Raw genomic sequence first — 21,247 nt, 5'->3', positions numbered from 1 at the left:
TAATAAACCTTACTCTAATATCTCGCCCCGTACTAAAGCAGTGCCGACTTAGCTCAGCTGGTAGAGCAACTGACTTGTAATCAGTAGGTCAACCGTTCGACTCGGTTAGTCGGCACCACTTTCCTTTTACCGAAAGTGAATTAGTAAAGAATTATCGTGGAGGGGTTCCCGAGCGGCCAAAGGGATCAGACTGTAAATCTGACGGCTCAGCCTTCGCTGGTTCGAATCCAGCTCCCTCCACCACTTTATTCTTGACGGTTAGAGGTAGTTTAAGAACAGGTTCCTAAAGCGGGCATCGTATAATGGCTATTACCTCAGCCTTCCAAGCTGATGATGCGGGTTCGATTCCCGCTGCCCGCTCCAATTATGGTGTTGCTGATATAGCTCAGTTGGTAGAGCGCACCCTTGGTAAGGGTGAGGTCGGCAGTTCAAATCTGCCTATCAGCACCAGTCATATGAATCTCCTTGAATACTTCCTTTATCTGTCAGAAAAAACTATTTGAAATTTGAAAAAATTAAATTAATCTACCTCTGGTGGATTATTTTCATATGTAATCTAGATACACAAAACTGATAGGTTCCGTCATGGCAAAAGAAAAGTTTGAACGCGTAAAACCGCACGTAAACGTTGGTACAATCGGCCACGTTGACCACGGTAAAACTACACTAACTGCAGCAATCACTAACGTACTTGCAAAAGTATACGGCGGTGTTGCTAAAGATTTCGCATCAATCGATAACGCTCCAGAAGAGCGCGAGCGTGGTATCACAATCTCAACTTCTCACGTTGAGTACGATACACCAACTCGTCACTACGCACACGTAGATTGTCCTGGACACGCCGATTATGTTAAAAACATGATCACTGGTGCTGCTCAAATGGACGGCGCTATCTTAGTAGTAGCTGCGACTGACGGCCCTATGCCACAAACGCGTGAGCACATCCTACTTTCTCGTCAGGTTGGCGTACCTTACATCGTTGTATTCATGAACAAATGTGACATGGTTGACGACGAAGAGCTACTTGAGCTAGTAGAAATGGAAGTTCGTGAACTTCTTTCTGAGTACGACTTCCCAGGTGATGACTTACCACTAATTCAAGGTTCTGCTCTTAAAGCACTTGAAGGCGAAAAGCAGTGGGAAGACAAGATCGTTGAGCTTGCAGAAGCACTAGATTCTTACATCCCAGAGCCAGAGCGTGACATCGATAAGCCATTCATCATGCCTATCGAAGACGTTTTCTCAATCCAAGGCCGTGGTACAGTAGTAACTGGTCGTGTTGAAGCTGGTATCATCAACGTGAACGACGAAGTTGAAATCGTTGGTATCAAAGAGACTACTAAGTCTACTTGTACTGGTGTTGAAATGTTCCGTAAGCTTCTTGACGAAGGTCGTGCTGGTGAGAACATTGGTGCACTTTTACGTGGTACTAAGCGTGAAGACGTTGAACGTGGTCAAGTACTAGCTAAGCCTGGTTCAATCAACCCACACACTACATTCACTTCAGAAGTATACGTACTTTCTAAAGATGAAGGTGGCCGTCATACTCCTTTCTTCAAAGGTTACCGTCCACAGTTCTACTTCCGTACAACTGACGTAACAGGTGACGTACAGTTACCAGAAGGCGTAGAAATGGTAATGCCTGGTGATAACGTTAAGATGACAGTAACTCTAATCGCGCCAATCGCGATGGACGAAGGTCTTCGTTTCGCTATCCGTGAAGGTGGCCGTACTGTAGGTGCTGGTGTTGTAGCAACTATCGTTGAGTAATAGTTAACGTTTTAGTTAATTAATACTAAAAAAGCCCGAGCTTAGCCTCGGGTTTTTTAATGCCTGAAGAAAAGTGTTTAGCTTTCAGCTATCAGTAGCTTGGTGTTAAATTATACTTAACACATAAAAAAGCACGACTCTAGGCCGTGCTATTAATTAAACTTTTTGACAACTGACAACTGACAACTGACAACTGACAACTGACAACTGACAACTGACAACTGACAACTGACAACTGACAACTGACAACTGACAGCTTACAGCTTACAGCTTAGTGCTTTTTCGCATATGCTTCGGCTTGCTTCCAAACCCTTAGCGTATTTTCGCTTAAAATCTTTTTAATGTCTGAATCGCTGTAACCTCTGTCCATTAAGCCTTGTACTAGGTTAGGGTAGCTAGATACATCCTTTAAGCCAATCGGTAACGAATCGCCAACACCGTCGTAGTCAGAGCCAATGCCCACGTAATCAATGCCAATAAGCTCTACAACGTGATCAATATGATCAAGTACTTGCTCAAGGCTTGCAAACGGGAATGGGTTTTTAGCGCGGTACGCTGCATCAAAGTCTTTACTTGGCTTAGTCCCTTCTTTTTTAACGGTCTCTTTAGTGCTTTTAAGGTCTTTGTACCACGCACCGGCTTTAGAGGTTACAAAGCTTGAACCAAAGTTAATTTGAATAACCCCGCCATTCTTTTTAAGCGCTAATAACATGTCATCATTCATATTACGCTCAAAGCCTGGCGTGTATTTGCGCAGTGATGAGTGTGAAGCAATAACCGGCGTTTTAGATAGCTCCATTACCTGATAAAACGCATCATCTGATATATGTGATACGTCAATTAGCATACCGACGTTGTTCATTTCAGTAATTAGCTTTTTACCAAATGGGCTTAAACCTTTCCATTTACGGCGAATATCGTATGACGAGTCAGAAATATGGTTGCTTTGCGAGTGCGCAAGTGTGATGTAGCGTACACCGCGGTCAAAAAAGTGCTGAAGGTTTTCCATTTTTCCTTCAATTGGCGAGCCATTTTCCATGCCCATCGCAATTGACAGTTTACCTTGCTCAAATTGCGCTTCTATATCCGCTGTTGAGCTAGCAATAGCAAATTTTTCAGGGGCACGCTGTGCAATGGCTTCCATGCTATCAATCATTTGGTTGGCTAGCTGGTAGCTTTTACCTTTGCCTTCAAATTCTAAGTGAGCAGGAATATAAATCGACATAAAAGGGGCGTTTAACCCCCCTTGTACTGCGCGAGGGTAGTCAAAGTCGCCGCCGTCGGTGGCTTTAGTTACATCAACCCATTTTTCGTGGATACGATAAGGTACATCAATATGGGTGTCGATTAAAATAGTGTCTTTTGCTAGTTTTACTGCTTTGTCTGACGGGCTTTTTACTTGCTCTGCAAAGGCTTGTGGTGTTAAAGCTAGTGATATGGCTACCACTAGAGTGCTGAGTTTTATCATGTTTTGGCTCTTTGGGTAAAAAGCCATTGTGTACGTTCAGCTCAAAAGTTACAAGTGTTAGGCGTTAATCAAACGACTGTGCTTCATGCTCTTCGCTTTGCAGTGCTTTAAATTCATTTTTTGAAATAATAGTGACCGACTCATGTAGCTCAGAAAAAAACACCATCGCTTCACCATTTCTAAGCTGCTGATTAACCTGCGCTACTTTACTTTGAATACTCACTTCTTGCTCACCATAATCGGTGCCTTCACGAAGCACGTAGCTTTCAATTAGGTTATAGAGGGTGTCTTTATCAAGTTGTTCAAAAGGGATAATCATAACTGCTTACTGCTCGCTTTAGTGGGGACGTGCTGGCCAAAATAATGAGGGACGGCTTGTTCAAGCCAAAATACGGGCCTAAACGGATTATTACCGCTAATAAACCCTACGTGGCCGCCTTTCTCAGAGACGCTCAGGGTAACATGCTCACTCACATCTTGCCTACTTGGCACGGCTTTAATCGACAACATTGGGTCGTCTTTGGCATGAATTATTAACGTAGGAATCGCAATATGCTTTAAGTAAGGCATTGCGCTGGCTTGGCGATAGTAATCATGTGCGTTTTCAAAGCCATGCAGTGGAGCGGTTAGTTGATTATCAAACTCTAGCAAATCGTCAATTTTCATTAACTGCTCAGAGGTAATAGGTATTTGCTGCTTAATTTGTGGCAATTTACGCTGCATTGATTTTTTCATTCTATCGAGCAAATACTTTTGGTAAATTTTGCCTAAGCTTTTACGAATAACATCGCTTGATGATGATAAATCATAAGGAGCCGAAACCACGGCTGCAGCACTTAACGGGCAGTTTTCTCGCTCTTCGCCTAGGTATTTAGCCAGTACATTGCCCCCTAATGAAAAACCAACAGCCATAATAGGGCGGCTGGGAAATTGCTCCCTTAAATGATTTATAAAAAAAGCTAAGTCGGCGGTATCACCACTATGATAAGCACGCGGTAAGCGGTTAACTTCGCTTGAGCAGTTTCTAAAGTGCATAAGTACTACGGCATAGCCTTGCTTTTTTAAGGCTTTCATCATGCCTTTGGCATAAAAGCTATTTATGTTGCCTTCAAGGCCATGTAAAACCACAGCAAGGGGAGCGCTTTCGTTATGAGGCAGCGACCATGCAAGTTCAATAAAATCGCCGTCGGGCGTATCAAGTTGCTCAAGTTCGTAGGACGTATTGTGAAATGGACGGAAAAAACGCGGCATTATGGTTTGAACGTGACGATTGGTCATCCACCATGCTGGTTTAAACTTATTGATCATGTTTGTACTACGCACTATGAAAAAAACGAAACGTTAGTGTACCAAATTTTTCGCTTTATAAAATAAAAAGCGCCTAATCAGTAACCTGAGTAGGCGCTTTGTGCGTCGTGCTTAATGATGCTCGGGAACTTCAGCCTCGCTAATTTTTTTAATAAAGTAAAAAGCGTAAAATAGGCAAAGAGAAATCACTACGCCTAAAATCCCAAAAGACATAAATAAAACAGGGTCGCTAAAAAAGTCTCTAAAGAATACGTTCATGATTAATCTCCTCGTTCAGTTGATGGAGACATCATAAAGTGACTTTGCAAAGCATAATGTGATCGAGATCAAACTATTTCCCTGCGTGGAAAAAGTAACCAAGTAAAGTTGATGTAGATCATGTTTTAGGGGCCTAAATATATTGGTGTTAAGCAAATTTATATAGCAATGTATTTTAATTTTTGTTAAAAAGGGGTCCAAACAAACATTAGCTTAACTTTAACTGAACGGTGTTCTTTCTATGCTGTGGGGTTGTTGAGCTAATTTATTAATCTCGTAAATATTCTCAATTACGGGGTAAAGCTAAATGAGTGAAAATTAAAAAGGACAATTTTATGAAAATCTCTATACCTGGACTTATATTTGCTATTGCTTCTATTGGTTTAGCTAAGGCCTCTACAGCATTATTGGCTCCATTTTTATATGATTTATTTGGCCTGACAGCAAAACAGGAAGAGTGGTTGTTTTTACTTATGGTTTGGGCTGTGGGTTATTGGGGATACGCTTTGAAACAATGGGCTGTAAATGAATACACAAAAAGTAAGGAGGACAAAAGCTCCAAGCTAGCCTGAGGTTTATATATCTTAACTCTACAGTTTGAAACAGTATAATTGATTAAGGTAACTTGATTTTTTGTATAGGTTAAAATTTTCAGGCTTTGCCGTTAAGATAAACGTAAATTTATTCGCTGTATCAATCAGTATTTGCTGTTGTTGCTTTTCAAGCTTTAACTCGGCGTTTAATAGTTCTTGGCGTATTTTTTCATAGTCGCTGATACTTTCTTGATTGGCTTTTAAATAACGACGAGCGGCGCGCAGTGGCTTAAGTACTTGCGTATCAAACTCACTAATCGACGCTATTAACGTACTGAGCTGCTCGGCATTAATGCTTAGCTTAAGTGAGTCTAAATAAAGCAGTAACAAGCACAAATTAACGTTTTTACCTTGCTGGTTTTGTAGTGCCAGCAAGGTTTGTTGTTGCCCAGGCTTTGCGTACAAAGCGCAGGCAAATTGCCAAAAGTCGTTTTTATTGAGCAAGTTCATCGGCAAAGGCCTGTTCTTTTTCTTCCATTTCTTCAAGCGCCATCAGTAGCTCTTCTTCAGTGTCGTTTACTTTAGGGGTAAGCGTTGCTTGCTTAGCGATTAGCTCTTTTAACTGGGCTTTGTTATCGTCGTTGTAGAGTGTGTTGTCGCCAAGGGCTACTTCAACTTCGCTAAGCTCTGCAGTAAATTTATCGAGCTGCTTTTCAAGCTTTTCAATTTGTTTTTTAAGCGGTTGAATGGCTTTTCTAAACTCAGCTTCTAGGCGCTTTTGCTCTTTACGATTAACGCTTGGATTTGCTTTTGGCTCGTCAGGCTGCTGGCTTTTAGCGGCTTCTTTATTGGCATTGAGTAACCATTGGTAATAGGCATCTAAATCGTAACCAAATTGAGTGACTTTGCCATCATCGACTAAATAAAATTCATCGGCGGTGTTTTTAAGCATGTGGCGATCGTGCGATACGGTAACCATGGCGCCTTCAAAGCCTTGTAGTGCCATTACTAGCGCGTGGCGCATTTCTAAATCAAGGTGGTTAGTTGGCTCATCAAGTAGTAGTAAATTGGGTTTTTGATACACTAACATGGCTAGCACTAAGCGGGCTTTTTCACCGCCCGAAAACGGCGCCACGGGCTCAAGTGCTTTATCGCCAATAAATGCAAAGCCACCTAAAAAGTCACGCAATGATTGCTCTGTGGCCTGTGGGTTTAAACGTTGAATATGGGTCACTGCGCTGGCTTTTAAATCAAGAGATTCAAGTTGGTGCTGCGCAAAGTAACCAATATTTAAGCCATGGTGCTGAACCACTTTACCTGCTTGCGGCTCAAGCTCGCCCGCTAATAGCTTTATAAGCGTTGATTTACCCGCGCCGTTACGACCGAGTAACGCAATACGACTGCCAGGAACTAGGTTTAGCGCGATATTATTTAAAATAGTAACATCGCCATAACCTGCTTTTGCTTTATCTAGGGTCATTAGCGGGTTAGGCAGGGCTGTTGGCTCGGCAAATTCAAAGTCAAACGGTGAGTCGGCATGCGCAGGTGCCAGTTTTTCCATACGTTCGAGTGCTTTTACACGGCTTTGTGCCTGTTTGGCCTTACTGGCTTTGGCTTTAAAGCGAGTTATAAACTGCTCAAGATGGGCAATTTGCTCTTGTTGTTTTTCAAACATTGCTTGTTGTTGTAACAAGCGCTCTGCTTTTTGGCGTTCAAACTGTGAGTAGTTACCTTTGTACACATTAATAAGCTGTTTATCGACATGCCAAATTTGATCAACCACGGCGTCTAAAAACTCGCGGTCATGAGATATAAGTACCAAGGTGCCTGTGTAGGCGCGTAAAAAGCGCTCAAGCCAGTAAACGGCATCTAAATCAAGGTGGTTGGTAGGCTCATCGAGTAATAGTAAGTCGGCATCGCGAATCAGTGCTTGTGCAAGGTTTAAACGCATACGCCAACCCCCAGAAAACGCGCTTACAGGGTTTTCTATTTGGTGATTAGCAAAGCCTAAGCCGTGCAGTAATTCGCCCGCTTTTGACTCTATGCTGTAGCCTTTAATATTTTCAAGCTGAATATGTACTTTGGCTTGGGTGTCACCATCGTTTGTTTGCTCAGCTTCACGCAGGGCAATGCGCAATGCATAGTATTCAGGGTGGCCTTGAAGTACATAATCAATGGCGCTTATTTCAAGGGCTGGGGTTTCTTGTTTTACAGAGGCAATAGACCAATCTTTCGGTATATTGCAATCACCCGCATCGAGTTGCAGCTCAGATTTTAATAAACTAAATAAGGTAGATTTACCACAGCCATTAGCGCCAACTAAGCCCACTTTGTGCTGTGGAAATAAAGTAGCCGAGGCATTTTTTAATAAGGCTTTTCCGCCACGAAGTAGTTCTATTTCTGAGATTTGGATCATGAATGCGTTACTTTACTGTGCCCTGGTTAAGTTGGCGCTATCATACCATAGAACGTATTGCTCTTATCAAGCGTATCAACATAGGAAGTTATACGATAAAATATGTGCAGTTCAAACCACAGGAAAAATGTTGTGAGACAAAAGAAGCGATTTATTGCTGGTGCATCGTGCCCTGAGTGTAAAGCCATGGATACCATGATGCTGTACAGAGAACATGATGTTGAAAAAGTAGAGTGTGTAGAGTGTGGCCACAAAATGGCGCAACCCGATAACGCTGTTCAGGCATCTACTCGCCAATTTGAACAAGTAATTGGTGTATTTAAACCGGGCGATTAACCCGGTTTTATTTTGCCGTGTGTTTAGGGCGTGTTGATCTTTGATGGTTGAATTTGCAGCAGTATGTTTGGTTTTTTAGGCAAGGCAGAGCCTATGAAGTGTGGTTGTTCCACATGAATAGGCGATAACGCAGCATAAATGCCAAACATGCGCTGCCTTCGGGTTCTGCCTAGGGGCGTGAGCAGGACGCGGAAGCTTTGCTCGGTTTTTACTTATTCTTACATGGATGTAAGTCATTAGAATAACGCAGGAGCAGTTATCGAGCCCACTAGGTTACAAGCCTCGCGCCGCGATTTAATCGCCCCTAGATTGAACAAATTTCAATCCGCAAAGGTTAACATGCCCTAGTAATGTGGCGGAGGCGGCTCTTGCATTTGCGACATTAGCGACGGCTGCTGCGCTTCTTTAAGTTTTTCTGCTAGTAACTCAGTTTGGCGCTTCATTTTTGCAAGCTGCTGTTGGTGTGCCTTTAGCTCGTCATTTAATATTTCTATTGTTTCGTCTTGAAAAGCAACTTTTGCCTCAAGCTCCATTAAACGATTTTCAATTGTGTTCATTTGCTTCTCGTATTGTAAAGTGCTCTGCAATTCCGCTCGAGCTCTCGGTTAACAACGACTTGCCGTTATCTATAAACGTTACATCTAGCACCACAGCCGATTTAGGCTTACTGCCTTCACGTGGTGTGACTTGCCAAGTTTGAATTTTTTCTCCGCTGGGTAACTGCCATAAGTCAACGCGCTTATTGGGCGAGCCTGTGGCCAGCAATGTGCCTTGTTCGTTAAAGCGTACCGCAGTAAAAATTTTCTGACGCGCAATATACGCCAGTTTACTCACAAGATCACCTGTAGTCAGCTTCCATACATGTGCTTGCTTCATACTATCTGCGGTAAATGCGTAGCGACCTTGTGGGTCTAGGGTTACTTGGGTAACACGTGTCGGGTGATTAAAGCGATGAATTACTTGCCCTGTTCGTGTATCCCAAAAATAAGCAACGTAATCGTTTGAGCCGCTTAAGGCATAGCGTCCATTAGGCGATAAATCAACGGTGTTTACTTTGTCTTGGTGGCCTAAAAACTCAATGCGGCGTCCGGTTTCTAGGTTTAAAAATACCACTACGCCGTCGCTTCTGCCGTATAAAACACTGCGGCCTTGGTTACTTATCGCAATATCGCGAATAGTGGCTTGTTGAATTTTATAATAGCCGCGGTTTTCGCCGCTGCTAATATCCCACACGGCAAAGGTGGTTTTTTCGGCGGTAACGGCCACGCTATTATCAAAGGCAATAGCCACAGCATACACTAGGCTTTCTTGTGATTGCTGTTGAAACCATTGATATTTTAGTACCTGCTGTTGATTATCCCACAGGGCGACCCCATGGTGAATGGAGGAGACTAGGCTGTATTTACCATCGTTAGATACTGCCGAGGAAAACGCACCCTGTGCTGCGTGTTCAAAGCGTTGTGCAGCTTGCTGTTTTTGATCGCTACAAGCTAGGGCTAATAAACAGCTAAAAGCGATTAAAAAAGTACGAAATATCGACATATTACAGGTATTTCCTCTTAACTCTTAGTGACTGAGAGGTTAGACTAGGTCACGTTGAAGGCCTAGGGTGTTTGTCTAATCACTATAATAGGTTAGGTTTTAATTTAGTTAGTTATTAAACAAGCAGCCTATCATGTAGGCCGTTAATCTTTAACTAGTAATAATACAATAAATGACAACTGCAAAGTGTGTCGGAGATTTAAAATGAAAAAGACGATTAGATTGTCATTGATTGCAGCGTCGGTTTTAGCGCTTACAGCTTGTAATCAAGAAGCAAAACAAGAACAAGCTGAAGTTAAATTAGACACTGTAGAGCAGCAACAAGCATACGGTATTGGTGCATCAGTAGGTAACTTTTTAAATAAAGACCTAGCTGATAAATCAGAGATTGGTATTGAACTAGACCAAGCACTATTAATTCGTGGTTTTGAAGACGCGCTTGCTGGTAATGCAAAAATCGATGAAGAAAAAATCCGTGAAGTGCTAACTGAGCTAGATACATCAGTGCGTGCAAAGCAAGAAGCTAAAGCTAAAGTTGAGTCTGAAAAAAGCAAAGAAGCAGGTAAAAAATACCTAGAAGAAAATGCTAAAAAAGAAGGCGTAACAGTAACTGAGTCAGGTCTACAGTACGAAGTACTTAGCGAAGGCGAAGGCGAAAAGCCAGCAGCAACAGACGTAGTTAAAGTACATTACAAAGGTACTTTATTAGACGGCACTGAGTTTGATAGCTCTTATGCGCGTAACGAGCCAACTACTTTCCCTCTTAACCGTGTAATTGCGGGTTGGACTGAAGGTTTACAGCTTATGTCAGTAGGGTCTAAGTACAAGTTCACTATTCCTTCTGAACTTGCTTACGGCGATCGTGACCTAGGTAAAATTCCAGCTAACTCAACGCTTGTTTTTGAAGTAGAACTACTTGAAATACAAGATGACGAAGCACCTGCGCAATAAGCGGTAGCTTATAACGCAAAAAGGGACCATAACGGTCCCTTTTTTGTTGGCTATTTTATTAATCTGTGTGGTTAGAAAACAAATTATCTATTAGCTCATCTTCTAGTTCAAAACGCGCTTCTAACGTTTCGCCAAGTACCGACAAATCGTTATCAAACTCTGCTAATAAGTCCTCTTTATCTACTTCTGCGTATTTATCGTTAAAGTCTAAAGCAATATCTGTTGTGCTAGAAATGCGCGGGTAAATTGTATTTGCCAGCTCTTGGCTTTCAAGGCCTTTGCTTTCACAGGCTTTTGCAATGTCATCGTACACTTCAAAATGGCCGGCAGATAAGTAATCCATTAAAATTTGGCAAAATGATTGAATTTGTTCTGGCTCTGGTAAGGCGTGATCTTTTTTGTCGTATGGCGAAAACCCAGCCATTTTACAATAAAGTACAATTAACTCTTGGCGCTCGTTTAACCATTTATCAATGACAGTATGGCTACCACCCCATTTTTGTTGAGCTTTCTCTACGCGCGTCAGCATTACTGTTCTCCTAAGCTGGGTCACTTTTATGGTTAAATTTAAATTTTCTTATACATCAAGATATATTTTATTTAAGTGTATATCAACAAGTAAAAGGTATGAGCTGGTGCATGTGTGTATTTATTGTAGGTAAATTATTATTTTATTGCAGGCAAGAAAAAACCACCGGTTAAGGTGGCTTAATTTCTTGTTTTGGCCTGTTAATACAAGCTTTCTTATTGTTATAGAAGATTTTTGTTATTTTTATTATAAATATTTTTGTTATTGTTGTTTAAGATTTTTATTATTGTTCTTGTTAACGCGGGACAAACAATACCAAGGTTTTTGTTATGTTGCAAACATATTAACAAAAAGTTTTTATTGTTAGTTCTTTTTGGTTATTTAACACTCAAATGTGACTAAATAAGCAACAAACTAGGTTCTGTTAGCTGTAACACATGTTTTAAGAGCTTAGCGATAGAGAGCCGGAGAATATGGTGGTACAATCTTGAACAATTTCTATAAGCCTCAGGATTATTTACGCTATGAGCGAATTAAAAAACGACCGTTATTTACGTGCACTTGCAAAACAACCCGTTGATGTAACACCGGTATGGATGATGCGCCAAGCAGGACGCTATTTACCAGAGTACCGTGCTACACGTGCACAAGCGGGCGATTTTATGAGCCTGTGCCGTAATGCTGAGCTTGCGTGTGAAGTAACACTACAACCACTTCGCCGTTACCCGTTAGATGCTGCTATTTTATTTAGTGACATTTTAACTATTCCCGATGCTATGGGTTTAGGATTGTACTTTGAAACCGGTGAAGGCCCTAAATTTGAAAACCCTATTTCGTCACTTGCTGATGTTAAAAAGATTCCTAAGCTAGACCCAACTGACGAGCTTGGTTATGTAATGAACGCAGTAAGTACTATTCGCCGTGAACTTAAAGGCGAAGTGCCACTAATTGGCTTTTCGGGTTCGCCGTGGACACTAGCAACTTACATGGTTGAAGGTGGAAGCAGTAAAGTATTTGGTAAAATTAAAAAAATGGCGTTTGCAGAGCCGCAAACACTACATTTATTACTAGATAAATTAGCTGATTCAGTCATTGATTACTTAAACGCGCAAGTAAAAGCCGGTGCGCAATCGTTAATGGTATTTGACTCGTGGGGCGGCGTATTAAGCCCGCGCGATTACAACGAATTCTCACTGCAATACATGCATAAAATTGTTGATGGTTTAATTCGCGAATACGACGGCCGTAAAGTGCCGGTAACGCTATTTACCAAAAATGGTGGCCAGTGGATTGAAGCAATTGCAGCAACAGGCTGTGATGCAGTAGGTCTTGATTGGACTATTAATATTGGCGACGCTAAACGCCGTGTAGGCGATAAAGTTGCATTGCAAGGTAATATGGACCCGTCAATGCTTCACGGTACGCCTGATCGTATCCGCCAAGAAGTAGGCACTATTTTAGAAGACTTTGGCACAGGTGATGGCCACGTATTTAACCTAGGCCACGGTATTACACCAGATGTAGACCCAGAAAACGCCGGTGTATTTATCAATGCAGTACATGAGCTAAGCGCGCAATACCACAAATAACAGCAGTGGTATTAATAGCTATTAAAAAGCCCGCTAATTAGCGGGCTTTTTGCTGTGTAGTAATCGGGTTAAGTAAATAACCTATTTAATCCATTTAACGCCGCAACACGGTAGGCTTCTGCCATCGTTGGGTAGTTAAATGTGGTATTTACAAAGTAGTCAACAGTGTTGCCTGCCCCTTTTTGTTCCATAATGGCTTGACCAATATGAACAATTTCTGAGGCACGCTCACCAAAGCAATGCACGCCAAGTACTTCTTTAGTTTCACTGTGAAACAATATTTTTAAACTACCAACTTCTGTACCCGCAATTTGCGCACGAGCTAAGTGCTTAAACTGAGCACGACCAACTTCATACGGTACTTTTGCAGCGGTTAGCTGTTGCTCTGTTTTACCTACCGAACTCATTTCAGGAATGGTATAAATACCGGCCGGTATATCTATAATTAGCTTATCTTCGCAATTACCGCAGGCAATAGCATCGGCAGCTATACGGCCTTGATCAAATGCAGCACTCGCTAAGCTTGGGTAGCCAATTACATCACCTACTGCGTAAACGTTGTCTACCTCAGTTTGGTACATTTCGTTGACTTTAAGCTGGCCTCGACCATCGGCTTTTAAACCAATAGCTTCAAGGTTTAGCGTATCGGTATTACCTGTGCGTCCGTTAGCAAATAAAATACAGTCGGCTTTTACACGCTTGCCCGATTTTAAATGCATTACAACGCAATCTGAGCGCGTTTCTATACGGTCAAACTCTTCGTTATGACGAATAACAATACCGCTATTCCAAAAGTGGTAGCTAAGCGCATCAGAAATTTCTGCATCCATAAAGGCTAATAAGCGGTCGCGCGTGTTTACTAAATCTACCTTAGCACCTAAGCCTTTAAAGATTGAAGCGTATTCACAGCCAATAACACCCGCACCGTATATAAGTACACGTTGTGGGTCGTGCTCTAGGCCTAAAATAGTATCGCTGTCGTAAATACGTGAATGGCTAAAGTCGACCTCAGGTGGGCGGTATGGGCGTGAGCCAGTAGCAATTACAATGGTTTTAGCGGTAATACGCTCTGCTGAGCCATCAAGACGCTTAATTTCAACCGTGTGTTTATCTACAAAGCTCGCATCGCCTTGGTACATATGAATGCGGTTACGGTCGTAAAAGCTGCTACGTAAGTTTGACTGCTTAGAAATAACAGAACTTGCATGACTTAAAATATCAGGAAACGTTAAGCGGCTAGGGCGCTCGCCAACATTAAAAAGTGGGTTTGCTTTGTATTCAATATAGCGGCTAACCGAGTGGCGTAATGCTTTTGAAGGAATTGTTCCCCAATGTACACAGCCACCGCCAACAGCTTGTTGGCGCTCAATAACCGCTACTTTTTTATCGTTTTTAGATAGGTTCATGGCGGTGCCTTCACCGCCAGGGCCCGTACCAATAATTATTGCGTCATATTGGAAACTTACGGGTGCTTTTTTCTGTTCTGGTTGTTTGGCCACAGCCACTCCTAAATTAATTAAAAGAGGCTTTTAATAACCTCGCATTAAGTGCTAGCCATGCCTGTTTTTGATTTTCCCAGGCGGCTTCCAGCTCATGGTATTGTGTCATTAATGCTGATTGTTCACACTGCTTTGCCATGTTATTTTTTTTAGCTTCTAACACTTGTTTTTGTAGTGAACAGTAATTTTGCAGCTTTTTCAGCAGTAAATCGTACTCTTGTTGTAATAATGTAAGCTTATCTTGCGCTAAAGGCAATTTTGAAAGGCGCGTTTGCGTTTTACTCATTAGCGTTTCGGCTTTGGCTTTTTCTATGCGCTCAACCGGGGTGCGCTTTAATTTACTGGCTAAACCGAGCGCTGCTAAAGAGCGGATCATCCATTTTGTTGGGTCGTAATGAAACCACTTAATACCGTTACGGTAATCGCTTGCAAAAATATGGTGGAAGTTATGGTAACCCTCGCCATAAGTAAATAACGCTAAAAAGCCATTATCGCGCGCAGTGTTTTTCTCAGTGTATGGGCGTGAGCCCCAAATATGAGCCAATGAATTAATGAAAAAGGTAAAGTGCTGGCTCAATACTAAGCGTAATAAACCTGCAAGTAGTAGCATGCCCCACACATCGCCCACTAATAAACCAAGCATAAGCGGTAAACCGACATTCATGGCTATAACAAGCTTTAAGTAGTGTTTATGCTGCCACATAACAATTTTATTGCGCTGTAAATCGCGACAATTACTGTAATCGTTATAACTATCGCCTTGGTAATCACGGAGCATCCAGCCAATATGGCTGTACCAAAAGCCGTTAGTTGCGGCGTAAGGGTCTTTTACTGGGTCATCTACTTGGCCGTGGTGTATACGGTGATCGCTACTCCAGTGCAACGCACTGTTTTGCAAAGCAAATGCGCCACCAAGAGCAAAAATAAATTCTATTGCAGGGTGTACGTTATAGGCTTTATGCGCCCATAATCGGTGGTATCCGGCAGTAATAGATAGGCCTGCGTAAAACATACAGCCTACAAATGCAATCCAATGCGCGCTGGTAAATCCGTAATTAATGCCGTACCAAGGTACAAGTGTGACAGCCGCCAAAAAGGTTAGGCTAAAAAATAGGACGTTTGTCCAAATAATCGGTGGTTTATTCATCGTTTTTACTCTCAGCGTACAACTGTAAGCTAAAATAGTGTTTCAATCTCTTGGCGTCAAGTATTAGACTAGACAATTCGGCTAATTATCATTAAAACTTCATATAAATTTACTCAGGGAGCTGTGGATGTCGGGTGTTAGAGCACAACAGAAACAAAAAACACGACAAGCCTTAATAGAGGCGGCATTTAATCAGCTTAGTGCTGATCATAGTTTTTCTAATTTAAGCTTACGCGAAGTTGCCCGCGAAGCAGGTATTGCCCCCACCTCTTTTTATCGCCACTTTAAAGATATGAACGAGCTAGGTTTAACCATGGTCGACGAAGCAGGCTTGACCCTTCGCCAGCTTATGCGCCAAGCCCGCAGACGTATAGCCAGTGGTGGTAGCGTAATAAATACCTCGGTTGTTACCTTTATGGAGTTTATTGATAACTCAAGCAACCAATTTAGATTACTGCTGCGAGAACGTTCAGGCACCTCAAAAGCCTTTAGAGCCGCCGTAGCTCGTGAGGTAAAGCACTTTATTTTAGAGCTTGCGCATTATTTAGAAAGCGAAACCAAGTGCGATTCGATCCACGCTTATATTCAGGCCGAAGCCATGGTAACACTGGTATTTAATGCCGGTGCAGAAGCACTTGATATAGAAGGTCAACAACGCGAAGAACTCATTGAGCGGGTTATTTGGCAGCTGCGTTATATTACCCGCGGTGCAGGTCATTATATTCGTGAAACAAATAATCAGGTTTAGCTTAAAAAATTAGCAATAAGTTAATCTAAGCACGCAAGTTTACTCAACACATTAATTTAAGCTAAAAAGTGTATCTGTGTGATTTATAAAACCTGAATATGCTATTTTTAGGTATATAAATTTCTTCAATGTGGGGTTTTTATTCCTTTGTTTGGAATATTTATGCTTGCACCAACTCCTTTGTAATGTTAAAAATAGGCCTCACTGAACACACACACAAGAAACAAGATGCAAAATATTCGTTTAATTACACTAAAACTTAACCTCTTACTGCTATGGTCAGTGAGCGGGGATTAGTGTGTTTGCATCGAGTTAAACACTAAAAACCCCGCAATTGCGGGGTTTTTTATTATCTCGCGGCTGGGATAAATTGAAATTTGGGTAACAGAGGAATGAGGGGCAGTTATGCAAGACAAAGATAAAGTATGGATTTTTGATACCACCTTACGTGATGGCGAGCAGGCACTTAAAGCAAGCCTTACAGAAGACGATAAAATTCAGCTAGCGCATACTATTAGCCGCTTGAACGTGGATGTGATGGAAGTGGGTTTTCCGGTTTCGAGCCCCGCTGATTTTCGCTCGGTGCAACGTATTGCAACCGAGGTTAAAGGCCCAATTATTTGTGGTTTAGCACGTTCAGTAGCAAAAGACATTGAAGCCTGTGGTGAAGCACTTCGCACAGCACAGCAAAGCCGTATTCATACTTTTATCGCCACAAGCCCTTTGCACCTTGAACACAAATTACGTATGAGCCTAGACGATGCAACGGCCATGGCGGTTAAATCAATTAAATTAGCGCGTAACTACACTGATGATGTTGAGTTTTCGTGTGAAGATGCAGGGCGTACGCCGCACTGGGATTTATGTAAAATTGTTGAGCAGGCAATTAACGCCGGTGCCTCTACTATTAATTTACCTGATACCGTTGGCTTTGTAACGCCAGACGAATACGCCGCAATGATCCGCCATTTAATGAATAACGTGCCGAATATAGATAAAGCGCGTTTAAGTGTACATTGTCATAACGATTTAGGTTTAGCTGTAGCTAACTCGGTAGCCGCGGTACAAGCCGGTGCTCGCCAAATTGAATGTACAATAAATGGTATTGGTGAGCGTGCGGGTAACTGCTCGCTTGAAGAAGTGGCGATGATCATGAAAATGCGCAAAGACCACTTAAACGTACACACCGATATTAAAAGCGAAGAAATTTATCGCGCATCTCGCCAAGTGGCAAAAATATGCAATATGCCGGTACAGCCAAATAAAGCTATTGTGGGCGAAAACGCCTTTGCACATAGCTCGGGCATTCACCAAGATGGCGTATTAAAAGCGCAAAATACTTATGAGATTATGTCGCCAGAAAGCGTCGGTGTGCCAAATAACCAATTAAATATGACCTCGCGTTCGGGTCGTCATGTTATTGAGCACCGCTTAGAAGAGTTAGGTTATCAAAAAGCTGACTACGATATGGACAGCTTATACGAGAGCTTTTTAGCGTTAGCTGATCAAAAAGGCACCGTATACGATTACGACCTTGAAGCCATGATTTACTTTAATCAAATTAACGACAAAGACGAAAAATACCAATTAGAGTTTGTAAACTCAGCGTCTAACTCACAGTCGGTAGCCAGCTCTACCATTGGAATGTTAATTGATGGCGAAGCAAAACAAGAAGCTGCTACAGGTAATGGCCCTGTTGAAGCCTCATTTGCGGCTATTGAGCGCTTAACTGGTATGAGCGTTGAAATGATTGAATACAATTTAGAAGCCACTGGTCAAGGCGCAAGTTCGCTTGGTCAAGTAAACATTATTGCTAAATACGATGGTCGCCCTTATCACGGTGCGGGTATTGCTGCGGATGTGGTAGAGGCGTCGGTACGCGCCATGATCCGTGTTTACAACTTAATTTATCGTGCACAAAAAGTGTCTGATTTAAAACAACAAAGGAAAGCAGGATGAGTAAAACAAACTACAGCGTTGCCGTATTAGCAGGCGACGGTATTGGCCCAGAAGTAATGGCAGCAGCAGAGCAAGTACTTGATGCTGTAAGCAATAAGTTTGGTTTTACCCTGAACCGTCAGCATCATGCTATTGGTGGCGCAGCTATTGACGAATTTGGTGAAGCATTACCACCAAAAACGCTAAGTGCGTGTGAAAACGCCGATGCCATTTTATTTGGCTCAGTAGGTGGCCCAAAATGGGAAAACCTACCACCTAACGAGCAACCTGAGCGTGCATCGCTTTTACCGCTTCGTAAGCACTTTGGTTTGTTTTGTAACTTACGTCCAGCACAACTTTTACCAGCGCTTAGCGCAGCATCGCCATTACGTGCAGATATTAGCGAAAAAGGCTTTGATATTTTATGTGTACGCGAACTTACTGGCGGCATCTACTTTGGTGAAAAAGGCCGAAGTGGAGAGGGCGCTGAAGAAGCTGCATTTGATACACAAACTTACTCGCGTAAAGAAATTGAACGCATTGCCCGTTTTGCCTTTGAGGCAGCAAAATTACGTAGTAACCATGTAACGTCGGTTGATAAAGCAAACGTACTTGCATCAAGCGTATTATGGCGTGAAGTCGTTACCGAAGTAAGCAAAGACTACCCAGAAGTCAGCCTAGATTACATATACGTAGATAACGCAGCTATGCAATTAGTTAAACAGCCTAGCCAGTTTGACGTGCTACTTTGCGATAACTTATTTGGTGATATTTTGTCAGATGAGTGTGCGATGATCACAGGCTCAATGGGCTTATTACCATCGGCCAGCTTGAATCAATCGGGCTTTGGTTTATACGAACCAGCCGGTGGGTCAGCGCCAGATATTGCTGGCAAAGGGGTTGCAAACCCGATTGCGCAAATTTTAAGTGCTGCACTTATGCTACGTTACTCATTAGGGCAAGACGAAGCTGCGCGCACCATTGAAAAAGCCGTAGCCGAAGCTGTAGAAGCAGGCGTTGGCACGCCAGATATCTACCCACAAGGTGGATACAGCACAAGCGATGTGGCAGCTGCCATCGTTTCACGTATTTAATATATAAATCGCAGCACCGTTATGCTGCGACTTAACAAAGTAGGGAATTAGCAAGTGGCCCAAACGTTATACGACAAAATTTGGCAAGCACATACCGTTGCCAGCATAAACGAGCAAACTGATTTACTTTATATTGACCGTCATTTAGTACACGAGGTGACATCACCACAGGCTTTTGCAGGCCTACGTGAAAAAAACCGTACGGTACGTTGCCCAGAAAAAACCTTTGCAACAATGGATCATAACGTATCGACTAAAAGCCGATCACTTGATGCCGCAAGCGAAGTATCTAAAAACCAGTTAATGGCACTTGATGCTAACTGTAAAGAGTTTGGCATTGTACTTTACGATTTAAACTCAATTAACCAAGGCATAGTGCATGTAATGGGGCCTGAACAAGGTATTACCTTGCCTGGCACTACCATTGTATGTGGTGATAGCCATACTTCTACGCATGGCGCGTTTGGCGCATTAGCGCACGGTATTGGTACGTCTGAGGTTGAGCACGTATTAGCAACGCAAACGCTACAGCAAAAGAAGGCAAAATCGTTAAAAATTCAAATTAACGGTGTGCTTCGCCCAACTGTAACCTCTAAAGATTTAATTATGGCGGTTATTGGTAAGTTAGGTACAGCTGGCGGTACAGGTTATGTTGCTGAATTTTGTGGTGAAGGCATTGAAGCACTTTCAATGGAAGCCCGCATGACGTTATGTAACATGAGTATTGAAATGGGTGCAAAAGCAGGTTTAATAGCACCAGATCAAATTACGTATGATTACTTAAAAGGTCGCCCATTTGCACCTAAAGGCGCTGACTTTGACGCTGCAGTTGAATACTGGGAAACCTTAAAATCAGATGAAGGCGCAGAGTTTGACTTGAGTGTTGAGCTTGAAGCTGACGACATTCAGCCGCAAATTACGTGGGGCACAAGCCCTGAGCAAGTAATTGGCGTTGATGAATGCATACCAGATCCTGACCAAGAACCAGATTTAATTAAAGCCGATGCTATACGCAGCGCACTTAGATACATGGACTTAAAAGCCGGCGATAAATTATCAAGCGCGAAAGTAGATACAGTCTTTATTGGTTCGTGTACAAATAGTCGTATTGAAGATTTACGTGCAGCGGCAAAAATTGTTGAAGGCAAGCAAGTAGTAGCAGGCATTGAAGCACTTATCGTACCGGGCTCTGGCCTTGTTAAAAAGCAAGCGGAAGACGAAGGCTTAGCCGATATATTTAAAGCGGCAGGTTTTGAGTGGCGCGAGCCGGGCTGTTCAATGTGTTTAGCAATGAACGACGACCGCTTAGAAGCGGGAAAACGCTGTGCATCTACCTCTAACCGTAACTTTGAAGGCCGCCAAGGCCGTGGCGGGCGTACGCACTTAGTAAGCCCTGCAATGGCAGCCGCTGCTGCAATACATGGTCACTTTGTTGATATAAGAGGAGAAGCCTAATGAGCGTATTTTTTAGTGGCTTAATGGCCCCACTTGATAAAAACAATGTAGATACAGACCAAATTATTCCTAAGCAGTTTTTAACATCAACTAGCCGTGATGGTTTTGATGCAGCACTGTTTTACGATTGGCGTTACCTAGAAAACGGCGAACCAAATCCTGATTTTATTTTAAACCGCCCATGCTACCAAGGCGCGCAAATATTATTAACCCGCGACAACTTTGGTTGTGGCTCATCACGAGAGCATGCACCATGGGCGCTTAAGCAATATGGTTTTGAAGTAATTTTAGCGGAAAGCTTTGCTGATATTTTCTTTAATAACTGTGGCAACAACCAAATGCTAGCCATTGCGCTACCGGCTGATACGCTTGAGCAATTGTTTGTACTTAGTGAGCAACACGACGATATAAACATTCAAATCGATCTTGAAAACCAAACACTAACAAGCGATAAGTTTGCGCCAATTAGTTTTGATATTCGTAAAGACGTAAAAGAGCGTTTATTAAGTGGCTTAGATTTTATTGGTGTGACCGAAACGCTAAATCCACAAATTGATGCGTTTGAAAAACAACTTGCTGCTGAGCGCCCTTGGCAGTAACGAAAAGCAATTAATTACATATGAAAACAAAGCGCGGCTGAGTATATAAGCCGCGCTTTTTTATGTT

The 21,247-nt window shown here is 42.4% G+C and carries 21 protein-coding genes and 4 tRNA genes; 14 read left to right on the top strand and 11 right to left on the bottom strand.

Translation table 11 applies throughout. From position 1 onward, the window contains the following. Nucleotides 1-42 precede the first annotated feature (42 nt). The 5 genes from MSC25_RS13440 (at nt 43) to tuf (ending at nt 1,770) form a co-directional block, all read left to right on the top strand. Nucleotides 43-118, top strand: a tRNA-Thr gene (locus MSC25_RS13440). 40 nt (nt 119-158) lie between these two features. After that, nucleotides 159-243 (top strand) — tRNA-Tyr (locus tag MSC25_RS13435). A 45-nt stretch (nt 244-288) separates the two neighbouring features. Then, nucleotides 289-363: transfer RNA gene (locus MSC25_RS13430), tRNA-Gly, on the top strand. An 11-nt stretch (nt 364-374) separates the two neighbouring features. Next, nucleotides 375-450: transfer RNA gene (locus MSC25_RS13425), tRNA-Thr, on the top strand. 135 nt (nt 451-585) lie between these two features. Next, nucleotides 586-1,770: an elongation factor Tu gene (gene tuf / locus MSC25_RS13420; protein ID WP_004589660.1), complete on the top strand. Its 1,185-nt coding sequence runs from the start codon at nt 586-588 to the stop codon at nt 1,768-1,770. 271 nt (nt 1,771-2,041) lie between these two features. On the opposite strand, the gene MSC25_RS13415 is transcribed toward tuf, so the two are convergent. The 4 genes from MSC25_RS13415 to MSC25_RS13400 form a co-directional block, all read right to left on the bottom strand. After that, nucleotides 2,042-3,238 (bottom strand): dipeptidase, encoded by a 1,197-nt coding sequence (locus MSC25_RS13415; RefSeq protein ID WP_029773025.1) that lies wholly within the window; start codon nt 3,236-3,238, stop codon nt 2,042-2,044. A 64-nt stretch (nt 3,239-3,302) separates the two neighbouring features. Continuing rightward, nucleotides 3,303-3,557 (bottom strand): YheU family protein, encoded by a 255-nt coding sequence (locus MSC25_RS13410; protein ID WP_004589625.1) that lies wholly within the window; start codon nt 3,555-3,557, stop codon nt 3,303-3,305. Further along, nucleotides 3,554-4,546, bottom strand: coding sequence for a hydrolase (locus MSC25_RS13405; RefSeq protein ID WP_248443704.1), 993 nt, complete (start codon nt 4,544-4,546; stop codon nt 3,554-3,556). The genes MSC25_RS13410 and MSC25_RS13405 overlap by 4 nt, the downstream gene beginning before the upstream one ends. A gap of 111 nt (nt 4,547-4,657) precedes the next feature. Continuing rightward, on the bottom strand, nt 4,658-4,804 hold the full coding sequence (locus tag MSC25_RS13400; protein ID WP_004589623.1) for a hypothetical protein: 147 nt from the start codon (nt 4,802-4,804) through the stop codon (nt 4,658-4,660). A gap of 335 nt (nt 4,805-5,139) precedes the next feature. Between MSC25_RS13400 and MSC25_RS13395 the strand changes: the two genes are divergently transcribed. After that, complete coding sequence (locus MSC25_RS13395) at nt 5,140-5,376, top strand: hypothetical protein (protein ID WP_248443703.1); 237 nt, start codon at nt 5,140-5,142, stop codon at nt 5,374-5,376. Nucleotides 5,377-5,394: 18 nt separating this feature from the next. Here the strand turns inward: MSC25_RS13395 and MSC25_RS13390 are convergent, their stop codons facing one another. Both MSC25_RS13390 and MSC25_RS13385 read right to left on the bottom strand, forming a co-directional pair. Continuing rightward, on the bottom strand, nt 5,395-5,847 hold the full coding sequence (locus MSC25_RS13390) for a TIGR02444 family protein (RefSeq protein ID WP_248443702.1): 453 nt from the start codon (nt 5,845-5,847) through the stop codon (nt 5,395-5,397). Further along, nucleotides 5,831-7,753 (bottom strand): ATP-binding cassette domain-containing protein, encoded by a 1,923-nt coding sequence (locus MSC25_RS13385; protein ID WP_064384660.1) that lies wholly within the window; start codon nt 7,751-7,753, stop codon nt 5,831-5,833. The genes MSC25_RS13390 and MSC25_RS13385 overlap by 17 nt, the downstream gene beginning before the upstream one ends. A 132-nt stretch (nt 7,754-7,885) precedes the next feature. Between MSC25_RS13385 and MSC25_RS13380 the strand changes: the two genes are divergently transcribed. Continuing rightward, on the top strand, nt 7,886-8,089 hold the full coding sequence (locus tag MSC25_RS13380) for a YheV family putative zinc ribbon protein (protein WP_004589620.1): 204 nt from the start codon (nt 7,886-7,888) through the stop codon (nt 8,087-8,089). 344 nt (nt 8,090-8,433) lie between these two features. Here MSC25_RS13380 and MSC25_RS13375 read toward each other — a convergent pair whose 3' ends face one another. Next, nucleotides 8,434-8,646, bottom strand: coding sequence for a SlyX family protein (locus tag MSC25_RS13375; protein WP_004589619.1), 213 nt, complete (start codon nt 8,644-8,646; stop codon nt 8,434-8,436). Further along, nucleotides 8,633-9,631, bottom strand: a complete 999-nt coding sequence (locus MSC25_RS13370; RefSeq protein ID WP_024033936.1) for a hypothetical protein — start codon at nt 9,629-9,631, stop codon at nt 8,633-8,635. The genes MSC25_RS13375 and MSC25_RS13370 overlap by 14 nt, the downstream gene beginning before the upstream one ends. A 204-nt stretch (nt 9,632-9,835) precedes the next feature. On the opposite strand from MSC25_RS13370, the gene fkpA reads away from it, so the two are divergent. Then, nucleotides 9,836-10,582, top strand: coding sequence for an FKBP-type peptidyl-prolyl cis-trans isomerase (gene fkpA, locus MSC25_RS13365; RefSeq protein ID WP_004589617.1), 747 nt, complete (start codon nt 9,836-9,838; stop codon nt 10,580-10,582). Nucleotides 10,583-10,640: 58 nt separating this feature from the next. Here the strand turns inward: fkpA and MSC25_RS13360 are convergent, their stop codons facing one another. Then, on the bottom strand, nt 10,641-11,111 hold the full coding sequence (locus MSC25_RS13360; RefSeq protein WP_004589394.1) for an Rsd/AlgQ family anti-sigma factor: 471 nt from the start codon (nt 11,109-11,111) through the stop codon (nt 10,641-10,643). 524 nt (nt 11,112-11,635) lie between these two features. Here MSC25_RS13360 and hemE point away from each other — a divergent pair. Continuing rightward, on the top strand, nt 11,636-12,700 hold the full coding sequence (gene hemE, locus MSC25_RS13355; protein WP_024033935.1) for a uroporphyrinogen decarboxylase: 1,065 nt from the start codon (nt 11,636-11,638) through the stop codon (nt 12,698-12,700). Between the two features lie 68 nt (nt 12,701-12,768). Here hemE and sthA read toward each other — a convergent pair whose 3' ends face one another. Further along, nucleotides 12,769-14,199, bottom strand: coding sequence for a Si-specific NAD(P)(+) transhydrogenase (gene sthA / locus MSC25_RS13350; protein ID WP_055255264.1), 1,431 nt, complete (start codon nt 14,197-14,199; stop codon nt 12,769-12,771). 13 nt (nt 14,200-14,212) lie between these two features. Next, nucleotides 14,213-15,346: a fatty acid desaturase gene (locus MSC25_RS13345; RefSeq protein ID WP_248443700.1), complete on the bottom strand. Its 1,134-nt coding sequence runs from the start codon at nt 15,344-15,346 to the stop codon at nt 14,213-14,215. A 127-nt stretch (nt 15,347-15,473) separates the two neighbouring features. On the opposite strand from MSC25_RS13345, the gene fabR reads away from it, so the two are divergent. The 5 genes from fabR (at nt 15,474) to leuD (ending at nt 21,180) form a co-directional block, all read left to right on the top strand. Beyond that, nucleotides 15,474-16,094 (top strand): HTH-type transcriptional repressor FabR, encoded by a 621-nt coding sequence (gene fabR, locus MSC25_RS13340; RefSeq protein ID WP_004589390.1) that lies wholly within the window; start codon nt 15,474-15,476, stop codon nt 16,092-16,094. Nucleotides 16,095-16,499: 405 nt separating this feature from the next. Next, nucleotides 16,500-18,053 carry a 2-isopropylmalate synthase gene (leuA, locus tag MSC25_RS13335; RefSeq protein ID WP_004589389.1) on the top strand — a complete coding sequence of 518 codons (1,554 nt, stop codon included), beginning with the start codon at nt 16,500-16,502 and terminating at the stop codon, nt 18,051-18,053. Then, nucleotides 18,050-19,126 carry a 3-isopropylmalate dehydrogenase gene (leuB, locus tag MSC25_RS13330; protein ID WP_004589388.1) on the top strand — a complete coding sequence of 359 codons (1,077 nt, stop codon included), beginning with the start codon at nt 18,050-18,052 and terminating at the stop codon, nt 19,124-19,126. The genes leuA and leuB overlap by 4 nt, the downstream gene beginning before the upstream one ends. A 54-nt stretch (nt 19,127-19,180) precedes the next feature. Next, nucleotides 19,181-20,581, top strand: coding sequence for a 3-isopropylmalate dehydratase large subunit (gene leuC / locus MSC25_RS13325; RefSeq protein ID WP_024033932.1), 1,401 nt, complete (start codon nt 19,181-19,183; stop codon nt 20,579-20,581). Beyond that, nucleotides 20,581-21,180 carry a 3-isopropylmalate dehydratase small subunit gene (gene leuD, locus MSC25_RS13320; protein WP_004589386.1) on the top strand — a complete coding sequence of 200 codons (600 nt, stop codon included), beginning with the start codon at nt 20,581-20,583 and terminating at the stop codon, nt 21,178-21,180. Before leuC ends, leuD begins: the two co-directional genes overlap by 1 nt. The last annotated feature ends 67 nt before the right edge of the window (nt 21,181-21,247 follow it).

The sequence above is a fragment of the Pseudoalteromonas sp. 1CM17D genome, from assembly GCF_023161805.1.
In the GTDB taxonomy this organism is placed as follows: domain Bacteria; phylum Pseudomonadota; class Gammaproteobacteria; order Enterobacterales; family Alteromonadaceae; genus Pseudoalteromonas; species Pseudoalteromonas atlantica.
The sequence above is the reverse complement of the archived record's forward strand: the minus strand, read 5'-3'. Positions and strand labels throughout refer to the sequence as shown.